Source organism: Paenibacillus taiwanensis DSM 18679 (assembly GCF_000425125.1).
GTDB lineage: Bacteria > Bacillota > Bacilli > Paenibacillales > Paenibacillaceae > Paenibacillus_B > Paenibacillus_B taiwanensis.
This window is the reverse complement of the sequence record NZ_KE384307.1, coordinates 258,657-279,639: the sequence shown is the minus strand read 5'-3', so window position 1 is coordinate 279,639 and position 20,983 is coordinate 258,657. Positions and strand designations below refer to the sequence as shown.

The 20,983-nt window shown below is 44.9% G+C and carries 18 protein-coding genes and 2 pseudogenes; 5 read left to right on the top strand and 15 right to left on the bottom strand.

The features are described from left to right. The first annotated feature begins 415 nt into the window (after positions 1-415). Positions 416-1,198: pseudogene (locus H509_RS28425) on the top strand (DUF932 domain-containing protein). Between the two features lie 75 nt (positions 1,199-1,273). Here H509_RS28425 and H509_RS0115170 read toward each other — a convergent pair. From H509_RS0115170 to H509_RS25510, 8 genes are all read right to left on the bottom strand, one after another. Then, entirely contained in the window at positions 1,274-3,391 is a 2,118-nt protein-coding gene (locus H509_RS0115170) for a P-loop NTPase family protein (RefSeq protein WP_028545829.1), read from the bottom strand. Between the two features lie 365 nt (positions 3,392-3,756). Beyond that, positions 3,757-5,388, bottom strand: coding sequence for a chaperonin GroEL (groL, locus tag H509_RS0115165; RefSeq protein ID WP_028545828.1), 1,632 nt, complete (start codon positions 5,386-5,388; stop codon positions 3,757-3,759). A gap of 114 nt (positions 5,389-5,502) precedes the next feature. Next, positions 5,503-5,784, bottom strand: coding sequence for a co-chaperone GroES (gene groES / locus H509_RS0115160; protein ID WP_028545827.1), 282 nt, complete (start codon positions 5,782-5,784; stop codon positions 5,503-5,505). 346 nt (positions 5,785-6,130) lie between these two features. Next, positions 6,131-6,925: a twin-arginine translocase subunit TatC gene (tatC, locus tag H509_RS0115155; RefSeq protein ID WP_028545826.1), complete on the bottom strand. Its 795-nt coding sequence runs from the start codon at positions 6,923-6,925 to the stop codon at positions 6,131-6,133. 92 nt (positions 6,926-7,017) lie between these two features. Next, a complete protein-coding gene (locus H509_RS25515; protein WP_036697582.1) occupies positions 7,018-7,329 on the bottom strand; it encodes a twin-arginine translocase TatA/TatE family subunit in 312 nt (103 codons plus the stop codon). Positions 7,330-7,468: 139 nt separating this feature from the next. Further along, the gene (locus tag H509_RS0115145; RefSeq protein ID WP_028545825.1) at positions 7,469-7,960 is read right to left on the bottom strand and encodes a MogA/MoaB family molybdenum cofactor biosynthesis protein; all 492 of its coding nucleotides are present in this window, start codon (positions 7,958-7,960) and stop codon (positions 7,469-7,471) included. 63 nt (positions 7,961-8,023) lie between these two features. Further along, entirely contained in the window at positions 8,024-8,500 is a 477-nt protein-coding gene (gene moaC / locus H509_RS0115140; RefSeq protein ID WP_028545824.1) for a cyclic pyranopterin monophosphate synthase MoaC, read from the bottom strand. A 30-nt stretch (positions 8,501-8,530) separates the two neighbouring features. After that, positions 8,531-9,226: a 5-formyltetrahydrofolate cyclo-ligase gene (locus H509_RS25510; protein ID WP_051287214.1), complete on the bottom strand. Its 696-nt coding sequence runs from the start codon at positions 9,224-9,226 to the stop codon at positions 8,531-8,533. A 195-nt stretch (positions 9,227-9,421) separates the two neighbouring features. Between H509_RS25510 and H509_RS0115130 the strand changes: the two genes are divergently transcribed. Then, the gene (locus H509_RS0115130) at positions 9,422-11,392 is read left to right on the top strand and encodes an ABC-F family ATP-binding cassette domain-containing protein (RefSeq protein ID WP_028545823.1); all 1,971 of its coding nucleotides are present in this window, start codon (positions 9,422-9,424) and stop codon (positions 11,390-11,392) included. Between the two features lie 442 nt (positions 11,393-11,834). Here the strand turns inward: H509_RS0115130 and H509_RS28610 are convergent, their stop codons facing one another. From H509_RS28610 to H509_RS0115105, 6 genes are all read right to left on the bottom strand, one after another. Further along, positions 11,835-11,957 carry a hypothetical protein gene (locus tag H509_RS28610; RefSeq protein WP_281169740.1) on the bottom strand — a complete coding sequence of 41 codons (123 nt, stop codon included), beginning with the start codon at positions 11,955-11,957 and terminating at the stop codon, positions 11,835-11,837. A 17-nt stretch (positions 11,958-11,974) separates the two neighbouring features. Then, positions 11,975-13,048 (bottom strand): tRNA (adenosine(37)-N6)-threonylcarbamoyltransferase complex transferase subunit TsaD, encoded by a 1,074-nt coding sequence (gene tsaD, locus H509_RS0115125; protein ID WP_051287212.1) that lies wholly within the window; start codon positions 13,046-13,048, stop codon positions 11,975-11,977. A gap of 1 nt (position 13,049) precedes the next feature. After that, positions 13,050-13,568 (bottom strand): ribosomal protein S18-alanine N-acetyltransferase, encoded by a 519-nt coding sequence (rimI, locus tag H509_RS25505; RefSeq protein WP_036697580.1) that lies wholly within the window; start codon positions 13,566-13,568, stop codon positions 13,050-13,052. 195 nt (positions 13,569-13,763) lie between these two features. Then, positions 13,764-14,612, bottom strand: coding sequence for a tRNA (adenosine(37)-N6)-threonylcarbamoyltransferase complex dimerization subunit type 1 TsaB (gene tsaB / locus H509_RS0115115; RefSeq protein ID WP_028545821.1), 849 nt, complete (start codon positions 14,610-14,612; stop codon positions 13,764-13,766). 1 nt (position 14,613) lies between these two features. Next, complete coding sequence (gene tsaE / locus H509_RS0115110; protein ID WP_051287210.1) at positions 14,614-15,135, bottom strand: tRNA (adenosine(37)-N6)-threonylcarbamoyltransferase complex ATPase subunit type 1 TsaE; 522 nt, start codon at positions 15,133-15,135, stop codon at positions 14,614-14,616. 185 nt (positions 15,136-15,320) lie between these two features. Then, complete coding sequence (locus H509_RS0115105; protein ID WP_028545819.1) at positions 15,321-15,506, bottom strand: H-type small acid-soluble spore protein; 186 nt, start codon at positions 15,504-15,506, stop codon at positions 15,321-15,323. A 148-nt stretch (positions 15,507-15,654) separates the two neighbouring features. Between H509_RS0115105 and ku the strand changes: the two are divergent. From ku to ligD, 3 genes and pseudogenes are all read left to right on the top strand, one after another. Further along, positions 15,655-16,443: pseudogene (gene ku, locus H509_RS28420) on the top strand (non-homologous end joining protein Ku); the annotation flags it as partial. 470 nt (positions 16,444-16,913) lie between these two features. After that, positions 16,914-17,891: an ATP-dependent DNA ligase gene (locus tag H509_RS0115095; protein WP_051287208.1), complete on the top strand. Its 978-nt coding sequence runs from the start codon at positions 16,914-16,916 to the stop codon at positions 17,889-17,891. A gap of 72 nt (positions 17,892-17,963) precedes the next feature. Beyond that, positions 17,964-18,857 (top strand): non-homologous end-joining DNA ligase, encoded by an 894-nt coding sequence (ligD, locus tag H509_RS0115090; RefSeq protein ID WP_028545817.1) that lies wholly within the window; start codon positions 17,964-17,966, stop codon positions 18,855-18,857. 128 nt (positions 18,858-18,985) lie between these two features. Here ligD and htpG read toward each other — a convergent pair whose 3' ends face one another. Then, complete coding sequence (gene htpG, locus H509_RS0115085) at positions 18,986-20,869, bottom strand: molecular chaperone HtpG (protein WP_028545816.1); 1,884 nt, start codon at positions 20,867-20,869, stop codon at positions 18,986-18,988. Positions 20,870-20,983 lie beyond the last annotated feature (114 nt).

Below are 20,983 nucleotides of genomic sequence, written 5' to 3'. Positions count from 1 at the left end.
AATTCTAATTCGCTGAAAAAACTCCACGGTTCGTATATCAAATCTATATTATTACCTTAATGAGACATAAAAGCGGGCGTGAACAGCAGTCCAGCTTTTATGTCATTCTATTGGAAAACACGCCTATACGGCTGTTTATATATTTATTTATAGGGAGATGATCCAATGCCATCAAACGTCGAAACCATGTTTTACGTAAGAGAAGCACCGTGGCAATCAAGTCGAACAAGCCCTCAGCTCAGAGGAAGCACTGAAAGCAGCAGGACTAAATTGGAAGGTCATTCAGAAATCAATTCAAACCGAAGACTTCACTGAGATTCCAGGCTATCCGAGCATCCGATCAAAGGATGCTCGGTGTCGTTACGGACAGATATAAACTTGTCCAAAACCATGAGGCATTTGCCTCGCTGATGAATTGCTTGGGGGAGGCGTACGCTTTGAGGCAGCCGGTAGCTTTCAAAATGGCAAGAAGGTATGGCTTCTCGCCAAGTTGCCAGAAAACTACATCATTGCTGAGGATCGTATTTCTCCTTATATGGTATTCTCCAACAGTCATGATGGAAGTGGAAGCATTATGGTTGCAATGACCCCTATTCGTATCGTCTGTCAGAACACTTTGAATCTTGCTCTTAACAATGCCAAACGCATATGAACAACAATTCATACTGGTAATATCCAATCTAAGCTAGAGGAGGCAAAAAAGACATTACTTCATGCTGAACTTTATATGGACAAACTTGGAGACGAAGTGGACAGACTTCATAAGATGCCAGACAATGCACCGAATCTTCAAGAAAAAAATGTTCAACAGTTGCGCGACGATTTACAGGCCAGATATTTTGAAGCTCCAGATCTAAAACAAGTTGGTAAAAATGGGTATCGATTTATTAACGCCGTATCGGACTTTGCCACCCATGCCAAGCCTCTTAGAGAAACCCCATCCTATAAGGAAAACCTGCTTCTACGTACAATGGAGGGAAATCCACTTATATACAAAGCTTATGAGTTGGTTTGGCTTCAGCCTAATACTCTTACGATGATGAATCTACTTGCTGAGGCTGGAGTAGGGATTCATGAAATCATGGAGCGATTGGGTCATCATGACGGTGAGGTTACAAGAAAGGTATATCTTCACATTACAAAAACTATGAAGAAAGAGGCTTCTCAAAAGTTTGGTGAACTCATGAGGAGCCTCTGACTTTACTACAATAAAAACGCCAATGAACAAGCCCCTATACAGAGTTGAATTCAATGGCGTTTTCGTAGTTATTTTTCACTTTTTCCGATAAACCACATCAGAATCAAGCATTGATTTGAAAGCCCTATTAACTTCCATAACGATTGCGTTAAGATAAGCGGTTATATCCTCAGGACTTCCTAATTCTGACTTAACGTTTTTAATATATGATTGAAACTTCGCACCAAATGTATAGTGGGGTTGTGTCATTACTGGACGGAAAGTTAGTGTATATACTAGTGTTGCAGCTATGTTCCTGATTACCATTCGGGAACATAACTTTTCGAGAATATTTTCCTTGGTTTCTGGCGTTAGATTTTTTATTCCTTCAAAATTTACGGCAGTTCGAATGTATAACATTAATTGATTCTGTATCTTCATCAAAGAATTACGAATAGTACCTGGAAATGTAATTTCAAACGAATGAACATTAACAAAGTACGTATCTAAAACCACTTTGTATCCCTCACCATAACTTAAACGGGATGGAAGTGCATTAAAACTTTGTCCATGTGGGATCTTGCCAGCGTTCATACGGCAATTATTAATTATATTGTCAAACATTTCAGGAGCAAGAACATTCTTAAGGTATCCATTCAAACTAGCTTGTTCAATTTTCATTCCTATATCTGATCCATATTCCGGATTTAACTCAACAGAAATTTTTTCAATAGTACTTCTTTCTTTAGCAAAGCGTCTAATAAACTCAAGTACAGTTTCCGGTAGACTTTTAAGCTTAGATAAACCGTATGTTTCAATTTTATTCTCAACAAAGGAAGTTGCATAATGAGCTAAAACCTTAACCCGCCCATTTCCTTGTTCTTCAATGATGTTTATAACCTCGTTTTCAATAATCTCCATTGAATCTTCCAAATGCTGCTTTACTAAATTAGCATCGATTTTAGTACCTTCATTTGTTACATCCAGATCAGCAAATGGATCACTAATTAGATGTTTACTTTCCCACTCTTTTATATATTGGTCAATAACCATATCGACTTTATTACTAATAATGATTACGTCTAGGTCAAAAGGAAACTGACGCAAAAATTCAGTCGATATTCGTAAAAATTTCTTTTCGTTTGCTCCCAAAAAAAGAGGAGTCAGTAAAATCAACCCTTCAAAATCATGGTCGCGAGTTAATTTCTCAAAATAACTACTAGCCTCATTTTTGTCCCCATAACGATGAAAGGCACCCATTGTATCAATTAATCCAAATTCCACATTACCCTTTCGATTCTTGAATTGTTCTAATTCGTGACCTAGTTGCCTAACAATACCTTGATTAATACCAACGTACACTACAATATCTTCATACAGCACTTCAATAGATATCTGTTCCTCATTTGAATTATTACAGAAAAATGAGCTTCGTAATTTAATAGTTGTTTCATCTGAGAAATCATCTAAGAGAACATCCATCATCAAGTAACCATCAATAGTAAGTTTTGAAATTCCCATATAATATGCCGACAATTCTACGAGCAACTGATTTATTTTGTTATATTGCTGTGCAAGTAGAAGACCGGTTTCTTTGCCTGAAAAATTGTGCAAGGTGCCGTCAAGAAAGTCACGAAATACCTCTTGCAATTTTAGATCAATTGACTCTGAACTTTTGCTTTTCGCTTTTGATGACTCTGGATCTTCTAACCGTCCACGTGCAACATCATACAAATCACGTAACTGCGGCCGATCAACACTCGATAAAATTTCAGCGGTTTCGGAAATCCACTGTAATGCTTTATCTCCTAATAGACCTAGTATTGCTACATGATTCTCCCCCTTTATAAATAACTTGTTTAGTACATTTATAGGTGTGTCTAAATTCTTCACATTTTCTTTGTTTGCCTGTTTCGCTAATATTGAAAATGTCTCCATAATTACATCATCATAATCTTTGCGGTTCAATGGCTGCTGATTTGGTCTTGCACAAACCCTAATAGTATTTTCGAATTCAGTGTCACCAGTTATAACAAATGTCTTTGGCTTTAGCGTAGAACTTCCTTGACCAATCATTTGACTTATCAGTGGTACTGATTGTGGGTTGACTAACTTCGATACAAAAGTAGTTTTTCCAGAACCAGTTGGCCCTGAAAGTAAATACTTCACACCACCATATGCACCGTACAACTGATCTAAATTTAATTCAAGCATAAAAAAATCCCCTGTTTTTAGTCGACCATACATCTCCAAAAAGGAAATGTACGTTCACCTAAAAACCCGAGGTTGGGTAATTTATGATGTAACGTGACATTCGCACTTTTTAGGTTGCTGGCGGTCAGCCAACTGCTTAAGAACGAAATATCGACTAATGATTTTTAATTACAATACCAATGTATACTATTTTCGAATTTAAGTCAATTATTTCCTAATCGATTCACAAATATTTCTTTGGCATAAGAAACAAGGGCCATCTTCGGAATATATTGATTCCAGAAGATAGCCCTTGTTTTCCTTATGTGGTCAAAGGGCGTCTAGTCTCACGAAAACCCCTGATGAATAAGGCTTTTTAGCCTATATTACATCATGCCGCCCATACCACCCATACCGCCCATGTCAGGCATAGCTGGTGCATTCTTTTCTGGTTTATCAGCGATAACCGCTTCAGTTGTCAAGAACATAGCTGCTACGGAAGCTGCATTTTGCAATGCGGAACGAGTAACCTTAGCAGGGTCAACGATACCTGCTTCGATCATGTTCACCCACTCGCCAGTAGCTGCGTTGTAACCAATGCCAACTGCTTCTTTTTTCAAGCGCTCAACGATGACAGAGCCTTCTTGACCTGCGTTGTCAGCAATCGTACGGATCGGCGCTTCAAGAGCCTTCAACACGATGTTAACGCCTGTTTGCTCGTCAGTCGTTGCTGAAACAACAGCAGACACTGCACCATATACGTTAATAAGAGCTGTACCGCCACCTGCAACGATACCTTCTTCAACTGCTGCACGAGTTGCGTTCAAAGCATCTTCAATGCGCAGCTTGCGCTCTTTCAATTCAGTTTCAGTCGCCGCACCAACTTTGATTACTGCTACGCCGCCTGCCAATTTAGCAAGACGCTCTTGCAGCTTCTCTTTGTCGAACTCAGAAGTTGTTTCTTCGAGCTGCGTACGGATTTGTTTGATGCGAGCATTGATATCATCTTTAGCGCCAGCGCCATCAACGATAATTGTGTTTTCTTTAGTAACACGGATTTGACGAGCTGTACCCAATTGATCGATCGTCGTCGATTTCAACTCAAGACCGAGTTCTTCAGTGATCACTTGACCACCAGTCAATGCAGCGATATCTTGCAGCATTGCTTTGCGGCGATCACCGAAGCCAGGAGCTTTAACAGCTACGCAAGTAAATGTACCACGCAGTTTGTTTACGATCAACGTTGCTTGTGCTTCACCTTCAACATCTTCGGCGATGATCAAGAGCTGCTTGCCTTGTTGAACGACTTTCTCCAACACAGGAAGAATTTCTTGGATGTTGGATACTTTTTTATCTGTGATCAAGATATAAGCGTTGTCGAGAACAGCTTCCATCTTGTCTGTGTCTGTGATCATGTATGGAGATACATATCCACGGTCGAATTGCATACCTTCAACCACTTCAAGCTCTGTGTTGAAGCCTTTGGACTCTTCAACTGTAATTACGCCGTCTTTGCCGACTTTCTCCATCGCTTCAGCGATCAATGCGCCAACTTCTTCATCAGCAGCAGATATAGAAGCAACTTGAGCAATCGCTTGGGAATCTTCGATTGGCTTAGCAATCGATTGCAGTTCTGTTACAGCTGCACGAACCGCTTTGTCGATCCCTTTACGCACAACCATAGGGTTAGCGCCTGCAGTAACGTTTTTCAAGCCTTCGCGAATCATCGCTTGTGCTAGAACAGTTGCTGTAGTTGTACCGTCACCGGCAACATCATTAGTTTTAGTAGCTACTTCTTTCACGAGCTGTGCGCCCATGTTCTCGAATGCGTCTTCGAGTTCGATTTCTTTTGCGATTGTTACACCGTCATTAGTGATCAATGGGGAACCAAACTTCTTCTCCAAAACCACGTTGCGGCCTTTAGGACCGAGTGTTACCTTTACTGCATTTGCAAGAGCGTCCACACCGCGGAGCATGGAGCGACGAGCTTCTTCAGAGAACAAAATTTCCTTTGCCATTATGAAATACCCTCCTCTAATCCATTCACATAATTAAGTCATCTATTCAGCGTTCAAATCCGCACACAGGCGGCATCTACAAGTAGTAGCTATAGCGTAAGCTGGATCAGGCGATTAACCAACGATCGCGTGAATGTCGCTTTCCTTCATAATCAAATATTCTTTACCTTCGAATTTGATTTCTGTACCCGCATATTTTGAGAAAATTACGCGGTCACCTTCTTTAATGTCGAGCGGAATACGTTGGCCGTCTTTCCATACGCCATTACCTACAGCAATTACTTTACCTTCTTGTGGCTTTTCCTTTGCTGTGTCAGGCAATACGATACCGAAAGCAGTCGTTTCCTCCTTAGCAATGGTCTCGATTAATACGCGTTCTCCTAAAGGTTTGATCATGAAAAAATAGCCTCCTTTAAACAAGAGTGATTATGGTATGGAACTCACAGCGTAAGCTATGTAGTTCCTAAAAAACGAATTACCTGATTATTAGCACTCGAATGTGGTTAGTGCTAATAACAATTTATATGATACTGATTTTAGTATCGTTTTGCAAGTGGTTTTAACGTAAAAACTTCAGATTCAGGCTAATTACTTTACGACAGCATTCTTTCGACAAGCCCTCACCGCATGCCTGTCCATTTCAACAAAAAATGCAGTTTCCGCTCATACATATATACATTTATGCATGAGCCGGAACTGCATCTCCAGACGAATACGCTATGAAACTGTAACTTGCTTGAGTCTATGATCCAGAAGAAGCAGAAGCATCCGCGACCTGTTCTTCCTCGAACTGCTGCTCCCACTCTTGCTGCCGTGCCAATTGCTTACGGTATATAAAGGCAGACAGGAACACACTGAATTCATACAGAATAAGCAGTGGGATCGACACCAGAAAGTCTGAAATAAAATCCGGCGGCGACAGGGTAATACCTAGAAACACCAGAATAAAATAAGCAAATCGACGCATCTTCCGCAGACGAATCGGGTTTAGCAGGCGAATGGCCGTCAAAAACATAATGACGAGCGGAAGCTCAAACAGCAGCGCCATTGGCAGCAATATATTAAACATAAAACTTAAATACTGTGTAATCCCATAGGTCTCTTGCAAATTTAAATATCGATTAATGTTGGAAGTAAACTCAAATGCCATCGGAAACACTATAAAATAAGCAAACGATAGCCCGCACAAAAACAAAATAAACACGTACGGAATATACTTCACTGTCGCTCTGCGCTCTACAGGCTTTAACCCCGGGCTGACAAACGCCCATACTTGATAAAGGGTACATGGCAAGGTCAACGCAATCGCGATAATAACAGCTATCTTCATATAAATGCCAACCCCGTCCCACAACGAAAAGCTATGAAAAGCAAATCCATTTGCAGGGGGTCTTGAAATCAAATACTTGTAAATGGGATCAGCCGCAAAAAAACCGCCGACCAGACCTACAACAAGCACAATTAATACATATATAATTCGCTTACGCAACTCGGTAATATGCTCTATGATCGACATTTGTTCATCCGACTGCGACATGCTTACACCAACCTGTTCCTTGCAAAATATGTTCGCTTATGCCCCCGCATCTTCGGTCGGCACGCGACACTATAGATGGCATGAGAAGCAGGCTATTCCGGTAAACGACGTGACGGTTCAACTGGAGTTACAACCTCAGTAGTTGGCGCAGGCTGTGGTACTGCGGTTTGGGAAACTTGCGGCGTTGGTGTTTGAACAGGCGAAGAAGCGACAGGGGTAATATCCTTGCGGTTGTTGGACGAATTCGTCTCATCGCCATCACCCATAATATCCCGTGCGCCTGCCTTAAATTCACGCAATGTGCGTCCGAACGCACGGCCAAGCTCCGGCAGCTTGTTCGGCCCGAATAATAAGAGAGCCAAGATCAGAAGTAATATAATTCCCGGTACTCCAATACCACTCATGTTGAATCTGCTCCTTTCGATTCACGCCATACACCTATGGACTGTGATATAGATCATATCATAACACTACCCCGCAAAATACCAAGAAGTGTCACAACTTTATGAATATAATTTGAAAAAAATTGAAAAACCGACCTATCTATTCGTGATCATGGTACCTTCCGCTGGCTACTTCCAGTGCATGTGGCAATTGATCAATGACCGCCATTAAATTGTCATGAACCCCTTTCGGACTTCCAGGCAAATTAATGATGAGTGTCCGGTTCCGAATTCCGCATACTCCTCGTGACAACATCGCACGTCTAGTCTTTAGCATCGACGCTGCTCTCATCGCTTCTGCGATCCCAGGGACGATACGATCTACAACCTTAAGCGTAGCTTCCGGCGTCACGTCTCGTGGTGCAAGACCTGTCCCCCCAGTTGTCAGGATGAGATCTGCTTGAAAATAGTCAGCCATCTCGATTAGCGAAGCTGTAATGTCGTTCAACTCATCAGGAACGATCCGATATTCAACGATGATACCCCCAATCTCTTCTTCTACCAGCTCACGAATCACTTGGGCACTTGTGTCCTCTCGTTCACCACGCGAGCCCTTATCGCTAGCTGTTAGTATCGCCACTTTCCAACTCATGTCTCTTCCTCCCTTCAATCGTTAACCCTTTATAGTCACTCATGAATAGATTCCACTTATCATCTAGCCGATTGTATAATCTCCATGCTGTCCGCCGCTTTTCATCACTAGATACGTAGCACCTATGATCATATCCTTCTGCATCGCCTTACACATATCATATATGGTTAGCGCCGCTGCTGAAGCAGCCGTAAGGGCTTCCATTTCAACGCCAGTCTTGCCTGTCGTCTTCACTTCAGCCTCAATGTATAGTGTATCATCATCGTTGTCGCTAAATAAAATATTAATACCTGTCAGCATCAAGGGATGACACATCGGTATCCATTGTGCTGTATTTTTGGCCGCCATAATACCTGCAACCTGAGCAACGGCCAAGACGTCACCCTTCTGGACTTGTCCCTGCTTAATACGCTGCAACGTATCCGTGTGCATCGTTACGGAAGAACGTGCAACAGCAGTCCGCTTTGACACTTCTTTGTCTGACACGTCCACCATACGTGCACGGCCTTCTTCATTAAAATGTGATAGTGGATCAGCCATTATCAAGTTCCTCCTTTTCCCTTCTCGTCGTTAATCCATTTGCCCTGTCGTATATACAATTTCGTCCTCGTGTACGAGCACGTCTACTCTCATGTCATGCGATTCCATCGGTACCGCCTCTATAAGCTGCCAATTATAAAGCAAGCTAATCCGCACAGGCCGACTGCACTGCTTCTTCAAGTGCTCATCACCCAACTCGACAGTCGTTATAGCCTCAAGCGACGAGACTTCACATAACTGTGACCAAAACCGGTCATAATATCCTGCACCCATGCCTAGTCTACCGCCTTGACGATCAAAAGCAACCCCAGGAACCAAAATCACATCAATCTTCCCCCATGACTCTGCTTGCAGCGGGGCAACATTGGAAGGCTCCAAAATGCCAAACGCCCCTTGCTTCATTGAAGTATGATCATGCCATTCATGCCAAGTCATACTGACGTCTTCCCGATGTGTAAGTGGAATATAAACATGATCCCCTTTATTTCTTAAATCTGTTAGCAGCGGCCGCGTATCCAGTTCACTTGCAAAGGGCATATAAGCCAATACAGTAAGTGGATGATCCAGTTGGCATCGTATTTGATCAATGATTGGGATTGCCAAGCTGCAAGCTTTAGAACTAGCCACTTCCCAATGATGAGTTGCAACTGCCCGACGCCGCTGCTTTAGCAGCGTCCTAAGCTGCTGTTTGGTGGTGTAATCACCTTGCTGTTGATTATATTCCATGAACGTCCCCCATTTCCTTGCAATAGGCTCAAATCGTTCAGTACTTTTCATACATTTTCATCATTTTCAACTTTTAGTGTACCATCGTTACTGCCTTCCTGCTACTATTGCGGTCATAATGATTCGGATAACGTCGCACTTCCTCCTATTTTCATGTAAACTAAGAATAGTTTGTCCAACATGGAGGAGATTTGAATGCTGCTGCAGGTAAACGGCATAAATAAAAATTACGGGATAACCCCCGTCTTATCCAATATAACGTTTCATATGAACGACAAAGAGCGGATCGGTCTTGTAGGTGTGAACGGTGCAGGCAAGTCAACCTTGCTGCAAATTATTGCTGGCGAGCTTTCGGCTGACGCTGGCACCATCTACCGAGCCAAAGAAACAAAGATGGGATACTTGGCTCAAAATAGCGGTCTGCAATCCGATCGGTCAATCTGGGATGAAATGATGCTTGTCTTCTCCCATTTGACCGACGCTGAACAGGAATTACGTGATCTGGAGCAGCAAATTGCAGATCCAGCACTGGCGGAGGATGCTGTCCGTTACGAAGAGACGCTGCACCGCTATTCCGTGCGTTCCGACTGGTTTCGCGAACAGGGCGGGTACGCGATGGAAGCAAAGGTACGCGGCATATTACACGGCATGGGATTTGGCGGAACAGATCACACCACGTCAATTCATACGTTAAGCGGCGGGCAGAAGACGCGTCTGGCGCTAGCCAAAATGCTGCTGCAACAGCCCGATCTGTTGCTTCTTGATGAGCCTACTAACCATTTGGATATTGATACATTAACGTGGCTTGAGCAATACTTGCGCTCCTATCCTGGCGCCGTGCTTGTCGTATCCCATGACCGCTATTTCTTGGATGCGATGGTTACCTCAATTGTAGAAATTGAACGGCATCAAGCCAAACGATATTCCGGCAATTATACCAAGTATATGGAGCTAAAGGCCGCTGAGTATGAGCAAGTCATGAAGCTGTACGAGAAGCAGCAAGACGAAATCGCCAAGCTTGAGGATTTTGTCCGGCGCAACCTCGTGCGGGCCTCAACGACCAAACGAGCCCAAAGCCGACGCAAAACACTAGAGAAGATGGAACGTATCGAAAGACCACTTGGTGAGCTGAAAAGAGCCCGTTTCTCCTTTGAAATTGCAAGACCAAGCGGCAAAGACGTTCTGCGTGTACGTGACGCCTCTTTTTCCTACGAGAATAGTCCTCCATTGTTCCAACAAGCGAACTTGGATCTCAATCGTGGTGAAATGGTGGCGCTCATTGGGCCAAACGGGGTTGGAAAATCAACCTTGCTCAAAGCCTTAATTGAGAAGCATACCTTAACATCCGGCACCATTAACTGGGGTACCCATGTCATGATTGGATACTACGATCAAGAACAGACTACTCTTAATCCTAACCATACGGTGCTAGAAGAGCTATGGAATGAGTACCCTCATATGGAAGAAGTTCGTATACGCACCGTACTGGGCAGCTTCCTTTTTAGCGGTGACGATGTACAAAAGAAGGTCAGTACGCTGAGCGGCGGGGAAAAAGCACGGGTTGCACTAGCCAAGCTCATGCTGCAAGATGCCAATATGCTCATACTCGATGAGCCAACCAACCATTTGGATTTGTTCAGTAAAGAAGTATTGGAATCTGCCTTGATGGAATATGAAGGCACATTGCTATTTATTTCCCATGACCGTTATTTCCTAAACAAAATGGCCGAACGGATTGTAGAGCTGGCACCTGATGGCATGACATCCTACTTGGGCAATTATGATGATTATACGGCGAAGAAGCAGGAACTGGAAGAGGACATTGAAATGCGTACTTCGCAGGCTATGTCTACAACTGCCGGAGCATCTAAACCGGCATCTCTAAATACAGCTTCTCCCCAAGCAGCAGATGCTCGGGGCGCTTCACAATTTGAGCAGGAGAAGCAAGCCAAACGTGAAGAACGGGCGCGTCTGCGCCGCCTGGAACAGATTGAAGTCCAGATTGCACAATGGGAAACGTTTATTGAAGAACAAGAAACACTGCTTACCGATCCCGAAGTGTATAACGATTATGTTCGTGTGCAAGCTATTCAACAACAGATTGATGAGCACAAAGTGAAACTAGAAGCTGCATATGAAGAATGGGAAGCAAACATGGAACAATAGGGACATAGAAACTGTTCTGAGAAGACATGAAGAGCCTGCTAGCTGTCAGATGGATCTGCGAATGCAGCTAAGTCTAATGCTGGCAGGCTCCTTTCTCTTTCCTAAACATTTGTATTCGGTTTCCATTACGCGATTTTATTTATCCACAGACAAAAACTTACTCTTTACTCTTTTTCACCCTAAAAATGCCTTATTACTATAGGACTTTCGTCCCTCCATCCAAGTTTATCCACCGACTTATACACATTATCCACAGTTTCCACACTCAAAACTGAAAACAATATCCCCCTTTTCCGAAAAAACCAAAAACCTATATAAGAAGCATTGTAAGCGTTTTCCACATTACAATGCTGAATATGTGGATAACTTTTATCCACAACCTTTTCGAATGTCATTTACTAGAAATTAAAATTTTACAATAGAAAAGAGAAGCTCTTCACCCTCAAATGAGTACGGGAATAAGCTTCTCTTTTACACTGCTATCAAGTACAGTTGAGTAAACTGGGAACATAGCATTTATGTCGGGCCGATGAATAAGCCACTCGGCTTCCGCATATTTTGCCATGTAAATTCCACACTTGCTCAGGAAGACATGATCGACCATTGCTCCAACGAAAAAGTCGGCTCCGCCGTGAAATCCAAGCCGACGAATTGCTGATGCTTCCATTTGAGGAAGCCAGCAGCACCTATCATTGCCGCATTATCAGTACAATATTCAAATGGCGGAATGACAAGCGGCACTTGCTCCAACGCACATCTTTCAGTGAGTGCTGCACGCAAGCCTCTGTTAGCAGCTACACCGCCGCATAAGAGCAACTGCTTTGCCCCGTATTCCTTGATGGCACGCATCGCCTTCGTAATGAGTACATCAATGACGGACTCCTGAAACCCGCGTGCGATTGCGGCTGGCATAGGAGGCTCACCTTTCATCTTTGCCTGATTCACCACGTTAAGTACAGCGGACTTCACACCACTAAAGCTAAAATCGTAAGAGTCAGGCTCCAGCCAAGCACGTGGCAGGGTAACGACCTCCGCTGCTTCAAGCGCAAGTCGATCCATGTGAGGACCACCTGGGTATGGAAAGCCCACAGCACGTGCTACTTTATCGTATGCCTCGCCCACTGCGTCGTCACGAGTCCGGCCTATAATACGGAATTGACCTTCACGCTCCAGAAGCACCAGTTCAGTGTGTCCTCCAGACACCACAAGAGCCAGACATGGATATTCGAGCTTAGCTACAAGCTGATTGGCATATATGTGACCTGCAATATGATGTGTGCCGATTAACGGAATGTTTAACGCTAATGCAAGCGACTTGGCCGCCATAATACCGACGAGGAGCGCGCCGACGAGCCCCGGTCCTTGCGTCACTGCGATAGCATCCAGATCACGAAGTGTCAATCCTGCTTGATCCAATGCTTGCTCAATCATGACGGTAATCGTCTCCACATGTTTACGAGATGCGATTTCCGGTACTACGCCGCCAAATCTGCGGTGCACATCAATCTGACTTGACACGACATTCGCCAGCACTTCTTGGCCATCACGTACGATGGCTACAGCCGTTTCATCACAACTTGTTTCAATCGCAAGAATCGTTCCCTGACGGTGAAACCCGGTATCTATTTGTTCTTTCGTTGACTGTGTTTGCGTCATCTTAACTCTCACCTACTTCACTCTGAATACTGCACAGCTGCTGCAAATCCGTCCACATAATTAAAGCATCCTCTTGATTATCGGAGTAATAGCCTTTACGAACACCGGCGGGTTCAAATTTGAATTTACGGTACAACTGCTGTGCCGTAAGATTTGTCACTCGTACTTCAAGCGTCATTTTTACCATACCAAGTGCGATTGCACGAGCAATCAACTCCCGCAGCAGCCATTCGCCCCATCCTCGTCTGCGAAAGTCAGGATGAACTGCAATGTTGGTGACATGCGCTTCATCCAGGATCGTCCACATGCCGGCGTATCCTGCTATCCGTCCTTCATGTTCGATAACAATATATCGGGCAAAAAGGTTGGTGGTCAACTCATTATGAAAAGCGTCATTTGTCCACGGCACTGTAAAAGAGGCGTGTTCGACCTGTATGACCTGCTCAACATCGGTAATTTCCATCCCTCGCACGTATGTGACAGCCTGTAATTCAGCTTGGTCCCGTTTCATTTCCTTCATCCCGCTCTGCTCCTTCCACTTCTTTTCCCTCTAAACTCTTGTATGTCCAGCAAAACGCTCAGTTCAAACGTCCAGCCACCCTTACAGGCAACACTTTACGTCCTGACTCACCTTTACCCTTACGCTTCTTCTGTTCCTTTACTTCGAAAAGCTGATAGCTCATCTAGTTATTTAGTTAAGCTAACGGTTTACCCGCTACGTTTGATTTGCATTTAATTTGGCTTCTGCCTCTGTCACTTGCGTGTAATTAGGCTCTAAACGATGTACGTCAGACCGCTCACCACGAGTCAGTGCCGCCTGCCCCAATAAGCCAATCCAGCCTGCATCCATTTCACATGGAATGACTTGTATACGCGAACCAAACTTACTCAACAGCTCGTCCAATATCGTTTGCTGCTGTATCGTCTCACCAACAAACAATACATATCGATTCGAATCCTTCAGCAACAATTGCTCCGCTTCCTCAGCTACTTCAACGAACATCCGAATGCTGTCTTCCCGTTCTACTTGACAAGTACGCTCTCGGCTTCCAGCGTCAGAAGTATGATCCATTAGTGTATGAAGCTCCTTATGCACGCCCGCAAATGTAGCGGTATAGACTTGTCCTCTACGTGCATTCATAAGCGGATATACGGTAAACAAAGCATCCGGATTAGTGGCAGAGTGAGCCGCCGCCTCGCCTTGCTTGGATGAGTTTGCATATTGAGCAGTCCCGGTTAAAACTAGCGCTTTTAGGCTAGAGACACCGATAACTGGCTTATCCCAAGCCCATGCGATCGTCTTGGCCGCCGTGACAGCAATCCGTACCCCTGTATAAGAGCCTGGACCAATACCAACCGCTATACCATCAAGCTGCGCCTCCCCCCATTGCTCCTTTTGCAGCATTTGATGCATAGCAGGTACTAGCTTAATCGAATGATTCCGCTCCGCATTATCGTGTATGCACTGCTTCACATTCCCTCCTTGCATGAGGGCCGCAGCAAGCGTTGCTGTTGATGTGTCAAAAGCAAGTAATCTGCGATGTTGTTCCGTATCGTACGACATATTACACTCCGCTCCATTTCAATTGATTCAACCAAGTTACATAAGGCTCTCCATAAGCTGTCATCCGAATAATACGTTCATGCTCGCCTTCATACTGCAAGTACAAGTGCAAATAAGTTGGTGGCAAAATGGGCGTAATAATGCTCGACCATTCCACCAATGATACACCGTCTCCGTAAAAATACTCGTCAAGACCAAGCTCATCCGCCTCAGCCATGCTGATCCGGTATACATCCATATGATAAAGCGGCAATGTTGCGCCGTTATATTCTTTAATGATCGTAAATGTGGGGCTGTTGACTACATCTGTAACTCCAAGCGCCTTGGCAATGGCTTGTGAAAAGCGTGTTTTGCCTGCGCCCAAGTCTCCATCCAGCGCGATTACGGTTCCTGGGCCACAATGTTCAGCCACACGAGTCGCCAAACGCTCCGTATCAGCCTCGCTCATAGAGCGAAATGAAAAGTTCGCCGTCTGCACACCTGATCCCCTCCTGCATGAATTGTTCCGTGCAGCTTGCTGCATGACGAATCACAATAGCAAGCTTAACTAACACCTCATTATAACATAAATAAAAAGTGATCATAGAACTCCAAGCAATTAGAGGCCCGTGTCTACAAAGCAAAAAGGCTGCGCAACGGGCTTCATCGAGCCTTAATTGCGCAGCATCATATACCCTTATCATAAATTGGATCTTTCCGATCTCACCTTTAGTTAGACTCAATGAGACGTTCTACCGATACAGTTTCTGTATTTGTTGGGTTAGCACCTACCTGAACGGTCGCCATTCCATTTGCCGTATCCACATGTTCAATCCAGACCGATTGTTCTCCGTCTAATTTTACAGGCACCGTATCCTTCATTTCATATATTTGTTTGGCACGTTCTACGTTCATCGCGAACCTCCTCCTATGTCGGTATGCTTAATTTGGCTTGGAACCGCCCGAAACATACATGACATTCCCATCTCTTGCCCGTGTAAATCCACCCGCAATTTCACATACTGAACCTACACAAATATGAATGAAGAACAGGAGAATAATGATGCATACCGTCTGGAAGGGAGCAATCAGCTTTGGCCTCGTCCACGTTCCTGTCAAAATGCACTCCGCTACCGAAGACAAAGATATTTCATTACGAATGATTCATTCGGTGTGCGGCAGTCCATTAAACTATGTACGCCAGTGCCCCGTATGTGACACGGAAGTGGCATGGAACGATATTGTGAAAGGTTATGAATATGAAAAAGGACATTTTGTGCTCTTTACCAAAGATGAACTTGACACTTTACAAGATGACGCTAATCGTGCGATTGCCATCTTAGATTTTGTTGATTTGACACAAATTGATCCGATTTATTACCAAAAAACGTATTATCTTTCCCCTGATCAGGCTGGTGGCAACGCGTATCAATTGCTTCGCGAAGCGCTTAGCAGCACGAACAAGATTGGGATTGCTAAAGTAACATTACGCGCCAAAAGCAGCTTGGCTGCTATACGTGTGCTTGATAACTGCCTGGTGATGGAGACGATGCATTATCCAGATGAAATTCGCAGTTCTGGGCAAGTACCCAACATACCTGAGAACATCCACATTAATCCGAAGGAACTGGAGATGGCCCAAGTGCTAATCAACCAGTTATCCAGTCATTTTGAGCCGGAAAAATATACAGACGAATACCGTGAACGGCTGCTTACGCGCATTCAGGAAAAAATAACGGGCAAAGAGATAACTACAGCACCTGCGGCAAGTAACGAGCCACCAATCGTCGATCTGATGGCGGCGTTGCAGGCCAGCATTCAGGCCATGCAGCCTGTTGTGCCAGACAGCGGAGCGGCGGCAGCTAGCGGCATAGCTGGTGCCCAAGCCGGCGGAGCAGCAAGGCAGAACTTGGCGACGCAAGCGAAAGCTGTGCCTGCGGTAGACGATACGGCTGCGACGAGCGCTACTCGAGCTGCGAGCAGCCGCCGCTCACAGGCACAGGGCAGGGGCGCAGCCAAAGGGCAGGCTGGGCTAGACCCTGCAAGCGCTAAGCCAACCGCAGGCTCACGCAAACGGCGCACTGCGGCGGGAGACGCTGCTGCCGCTGATTCACGCAAGCGGCGCAACGTGGCGGGGGATGCTCCTGCCGCGAGCAGCAGTGCTGGCGCTAATTCGGCCGTAGCGCCACTCACCGCGGAGCCTGCCCGCACGAAGCGGACACGCAGCCGCAAAGCGGACGCGCTGCCTGCGGCCGCTGGCAATGACAGCGCGGCTAGTGCACCCGCGCCGCGCAGACGTACGAGCCGCAGCGCGGACAAGCCGTGAGCAAGGTGCGGCAGCTAGATCACCCGCTGCCTTCTGGCATCCATTTGGATCAGCGTTTCGATCCGATGGCCCCACTGCCTGTTCCATCGTTGCCAGAGGGCGCTGATTGGCTGCATCAGTTAAAATGGGACGGTATTCGATTGTTGGCCTTCATCCACGAGGGCCATATTGAACTATATACACGTAAAATGGAAAAGCGGACAGCACAATATCAACCTATCGCTGCTGCTTTAGCTGCCTACCTTCCCCTTGAAGGTCATTCTGTCTTGTTGGACGGTGAAGCTGTCGTTTTTGACTCAGAATTACAGCGTCCATCCTTTTCCCTTATTTTAAAAAGACAGCGCTCAGCTAGCTCCACGTGGCAACAGTTCACTCTTACGTATGTGGTGTTTGATTTATTGGCCTTTAATGGTGAAGATATGCGTCAATACCCCTATGAGCAACGACATCAAACCTTGCTAGAGCTGATGCCAGAACGTACTGCGTCTTTGTTTGTAACCGACGTATTTACTAATGGATCTGCATTGTGGGAGTGGGTGGAAGCAAACGGGTGGGAAGGAATCGTAAGCAAACATCGTCATTCTCCTTATCGACAAGGTAAATTGCATCGAGAATGGGTAAAGCGGAAAAAACGTTTAAATCTCACTGTACTTGCTGTTGGTTACATTATAAATAACGGCAGAATCGCAAGCTTGATCCTTTTACAAGTCGATGGTATCTATGTGGGAAGAGTAGCAAGTGGATTAAACGAAACGCATCGCACCCTGCTGCAAAAATGGACTCAACAATATGGCGTTAGTAAGCCCATAGTCGGCAGCCTTGCATCCTTTCCAACTGAATTAAAACGAGAACAACTGCAATGGTTCTCGCAGCCGCTTCCATGTGATGTGATGGCACTTGAGCTTACCAGTGCAGGTGTACTCAGGCATCCAAAGCTTTTAGCCCTGCCAAGCAAACAGCACCTGTTAAATTAAACGCTAAATGCCCACCTTCATTTATTCTCATTCGCAAATTAATGGCTTGGTGATAGAAAGGAGCTCCAACCTGTGGCAGCTAAATATTCACTCCAAATCGAAGGGCATGAGGTGTCTTTATCTAATCCAGACAAGCTGTTGTGGCCTGAACTTGGATTAACCAAAGCCGATTATGTGAAACTTTTGCTGCCTGTTGCTCCTTACTTGATTCGGTATTGCCAGAAACGTTATTTAACTACGATTCGATACCCAGATGGTGTATACGCGGAGTCCTTTTATCAGAAAAATTGCCCGCAGCCCACGCCTGAATTTGTAGACACAGCATGGCATGGTCAGCATGAGTATGTGCTGCTTAACAATTTGCCTACGTTGATTTGGCTTGCCAATCTGGCAAGTTTGGAATTTCACCCTTCCTTGCACACCGTAGGCGATGAGCTTCCGGAGCAATGGATCATTGATCTTGATCCTTCCGTCCCTGTAGAACCGCGAATTATGGAAGCCGCTGCCCTTGTAGGACAACTCCTGCGCTCCTTAGGTATCGACAGTGTACCGAAAACCTCTGGTGCAACCGGCGTGCAAGTCGTAATCAAGCTGCAACGAGGACCGACCTTTGCCCAATTGAAGTCGTTTGGTTTATTTGTAGCGCAGTATCTGTGCCAGCAATCACCAAAACTTTTTACGATCGAGCGACTGAAAAAGGATCGTGGTACTCGCATCTACATCGATTATGCACAGCACGACATCGGTCGTACGATTGCAGCTGCGTATACGCCCAGAGCCACTCCATTTGCGACCATTTCGATGCCTCTAACTTGGGAGGAAGTCGAACGCAATCCAAGTCCACGTGACTTTACGCTGCTGAATGCGGAGGCTCGCCTGTCACAAATCGGAGATTTGTTGGAGCAAGCACCCGTACAGACTTTGACGGAGACGCTGCAAGCATTCCAAACGCAGCGACAAAAATAAACAAAAACAGGGCAACACAGACCAAATAACCCGAATCGGATATAGCTCCGATGTCGGGTTATTATAGGTGATGTGAGCTGCTTGCAGCAGCAACCATCCTTAATATCTTAATTGATGATAATTATAGCTTACACCATAACTTTGCACATATCGTTCGTAAATTGAACAGGGTCTTGAATTGGCAGGCCTTCAATCAACAGCGCTTGGTTGTACAGCAGGTTGGTGTACAGATTCAGCTTCTCTTGGTCCGCTGCCTGCGCATTTTTCAAAGATTGGAACACTTCGTGGTTCACGTTGATTTCCAGCACTTTATCTGCTTGAACATCCTGGCTGTTAGGCATCGCCTTTAATATTTTTTCCATCTCTATGGACAGTTCGCCCTCAGTGGACAAGCACACCGGATGAGACTTCAATCGCTTGGATGCTTTTACTTGCTTCACTTTGCCTGTCAGAATGCTCTGCATCGCTTCGAACAACACCTTATTGTCATTGTCGTTCGCTTCTTCTGCCTGGTCGTTCTCATCGGCTTCAATACCCAAGTCGCCGGAGGATACAGAACGGAACTCCTTCTCTTTGTACTGCATAATCGTCTTAATCGCAAACTCATCGATATCATCAGTGAAGTACAGAATCTCATAACCTTTATCAGCAACCATCTCGGCTTGCGGCAGCTTCTCGATACGCTCAATCGATTCACCAGACGCATAATAAATGTACTTTTGTTCCTCTGGCATTCTGGATACATACTCATCCAACGTCACCAGCTTCTTCTCGGTGGAAGAATAGAACATAACCAAATCTTGCAATGTTTCTTTATTAGCGCCGTAATCGCTGTACACACCATATTTGAGCTGTCTGCCAAACGATTTGTAGAACGTTTCATATTTCTCACGCTCATCCTTCAGCAAGCTTTGCAGTTGGCTCTTGATTTTGTTTTTGATGTTCTTGGCAATTAGATGCAATTGGCGGTCATGCTGTAACATCTCACGTGAAATATTCAAGGACAGATCTTCTGAATCGACCATACCTTTAACAAAACCAAAATAGTCTGGCAGCAGATCTGAACATTTGTTCATGATAAGCACACCGTTGGAATAAAGTTCAAGACCTTTCTCGTATTCCTTCGTGTAATAATCAAATGGCGTATGCTCTGGAATAAACAAAATTGCTTTGTACACCACTGCGCCGTCCGCGCTAATATGGATGTGCTTTAACGGCTTATCGAAGCCATAACGCTTTTCGTTGTAGAAGCGCTCATAATCTTCGGTCGTCAGCTCGTTTTTATTTTTCCGCCAGATCGGTACCATGCTGTTGATCGTCTGTTCTTCTTGGTAGTCTTCCAGTTCGTTCTCTTCGCTGCCTTCTTTAGGCCGTTGCCCCTTCACATCCATCTTGATCGGGTAACGTATAAAGTCGGAATATTTCTTAATAATCGATCTGAGGCGGTACTCTTCCAAATACTCGTCATATTGATCTTCTTCCGTATTCGCTTTAATTTGCAGCGTAATCTCGGTTCCTGCTGTATCCTTCTCACACGGTACAATCGTGTATCCGTCAGCACCTTTGGACTCCCACTTAAATGCCTCATCGCTACCGAACGCTTTGCTGACTACTGTTACAACGTCTGCAACCATAAAGGCGGAGTAGAATCCAACCCCGAATTGACCGATAATGTTATGTCCGTCTTTTGATTCATTTTCTGACTTAAAGGCCAACGATCCGCTCTTGGCGATTACCCCAAGGTTATTTTCGAGTTCATCCTTGGACATCCCAATGCCTGTGTCTGTAATCGTTAACGTTCTGCTGTCTTTATCGACAGCTACTTTAATGTAATAATCTTCTTTGTTAAATACTAACTTGTCGTCCGCAAGCGCCTTGTAGTACATCTTATCGATTGCATCGCTAGCATTCGAAATAAGCTCTCTTAAGAAGATTTCTCGTTGTGTGTAAATGGAGTTGATCATCATTTCCAGCAATCGTTTGGATTCTGCTTTGAACTGCTTCTTGGCCATGAATAGATCCCCTTTCAATGTAAAGAAATTAATAGATTAACGCTGGCTCACCTGGCATAACCATTGGGGGCGCAGCGGTCATATATACAGTTCGCCATGATTAGCACTCTTTCC

Excerpts from the sequence above, each read along its gene's own strand:
- H509_RS0115170 (WP_028545829.1), bottom strand. The coding sequence starts at position 3,391 with ATGCTTGAATTAAATTTAGATCAGTTGTACGGTGCATATGGTGGTGTG.
- groL (WP_028545828.1), bottom strand. The coding sequence starts at position 5,388 with ATGGCAAAGGAAATTTTGTTCTCTGAAGAAGCTCGTCGCTCCATGCTC.
- groES (WP_028545827.1), bottom strand. The coding sequence starts at position 5,784 with ATGATCAAACCTTTAGGAGAACGCGTATTAATCGAGACCATTGCTAAG.
- tatC (WP_028545826.1), bottom strand. The coding sequence starts at position 6,925 with ATGTCGCAGTCGGATGAACAAATGTCGATCATAGAGCATATTACCGAG.
- H509_RS25515 (WP_036697582.1), bottom strand. The coding sequence starts at position 7,329 with ATGAGTGGTATTGGAGTACCGGGAATTATATTACTTCTGATCTTGGCT.
- H509_RS0115145 (WP_028545825.1), bottom strand. The coding sequence starts at position 7,960 with ATGAGTTGGAAAGTGGCGATACTAACAGCTAGCGATAAGGGCTCGCGT.
- moaC (WP_028545824.1), bottom strand. The coding sequence starts at position 8,500 with ATGGCTGATCCACTATCACATTTTAATGAAGAAGGCCGTGCACGTATG.
- H509_RS25510 (WP_051287214.1), bottom strand. The coding sequence starts at position 9,226 with ATGGAATATAATCAACAGCAAGGTGATTACACCACCAAACAGCAGCTT.
- H509_RS0115130 (WP_028545823.1), top strand. The coding sequence starts at position 9,422 with ATGCTGCTGCAGGTAAACGGCATAAATAAAAATTACGGGATAACCCCC.
- H509_RS28610 (WP_281169740.1), bottom strand. The coding sequence starts at position 11,957 with ATGGCAAAATATGCGGAAGCCGAGTGGCTTATTCATCGGCCCGACATA.
- tsaD (WP_051287212.1), bottom strand. The coding sequence starts at position 13,048 with ATGACGCAAACACAGTCAACGAAAGAACAAATAGATACCGGGTTTCAC.
- rimI (WP_036697580.1), bottom strand. The coding sequence starts at position 13,568 with ATGAAGGAAATGAAACGGGACCAAGCTGAATTACAGGCTGTCACATAC.
- tsaB (WP_028545821.1), bottom strand. The coding sequence starts at position 14,612 with ATGTCGTACGATACGGAACAACATCGCAGATTACTTGCTTTTGACACA.
- tsaE (WP_051287210.1), bottom strand. The coding sequence starts at position 15,135 with ATGCAGCAAGCTGCACGGAACAATTCATGCAGGAGGGGATCAGGTGTG.
- H509_RS0115105 (WP_028545819.1), bottom strand. The coding sequence starts at position 15,506 with ATGAACGTAGAACGTGCCAAACAAATATATGAAATGAAGGATACGGTG.
- htpG (WP_028545816.1), bottom strand. The coding sequence starts at position 20,869 with ATGGCCAAGAAGCAGTTCAAAGCAGAATCCAAACGATTGCTGGAAATG.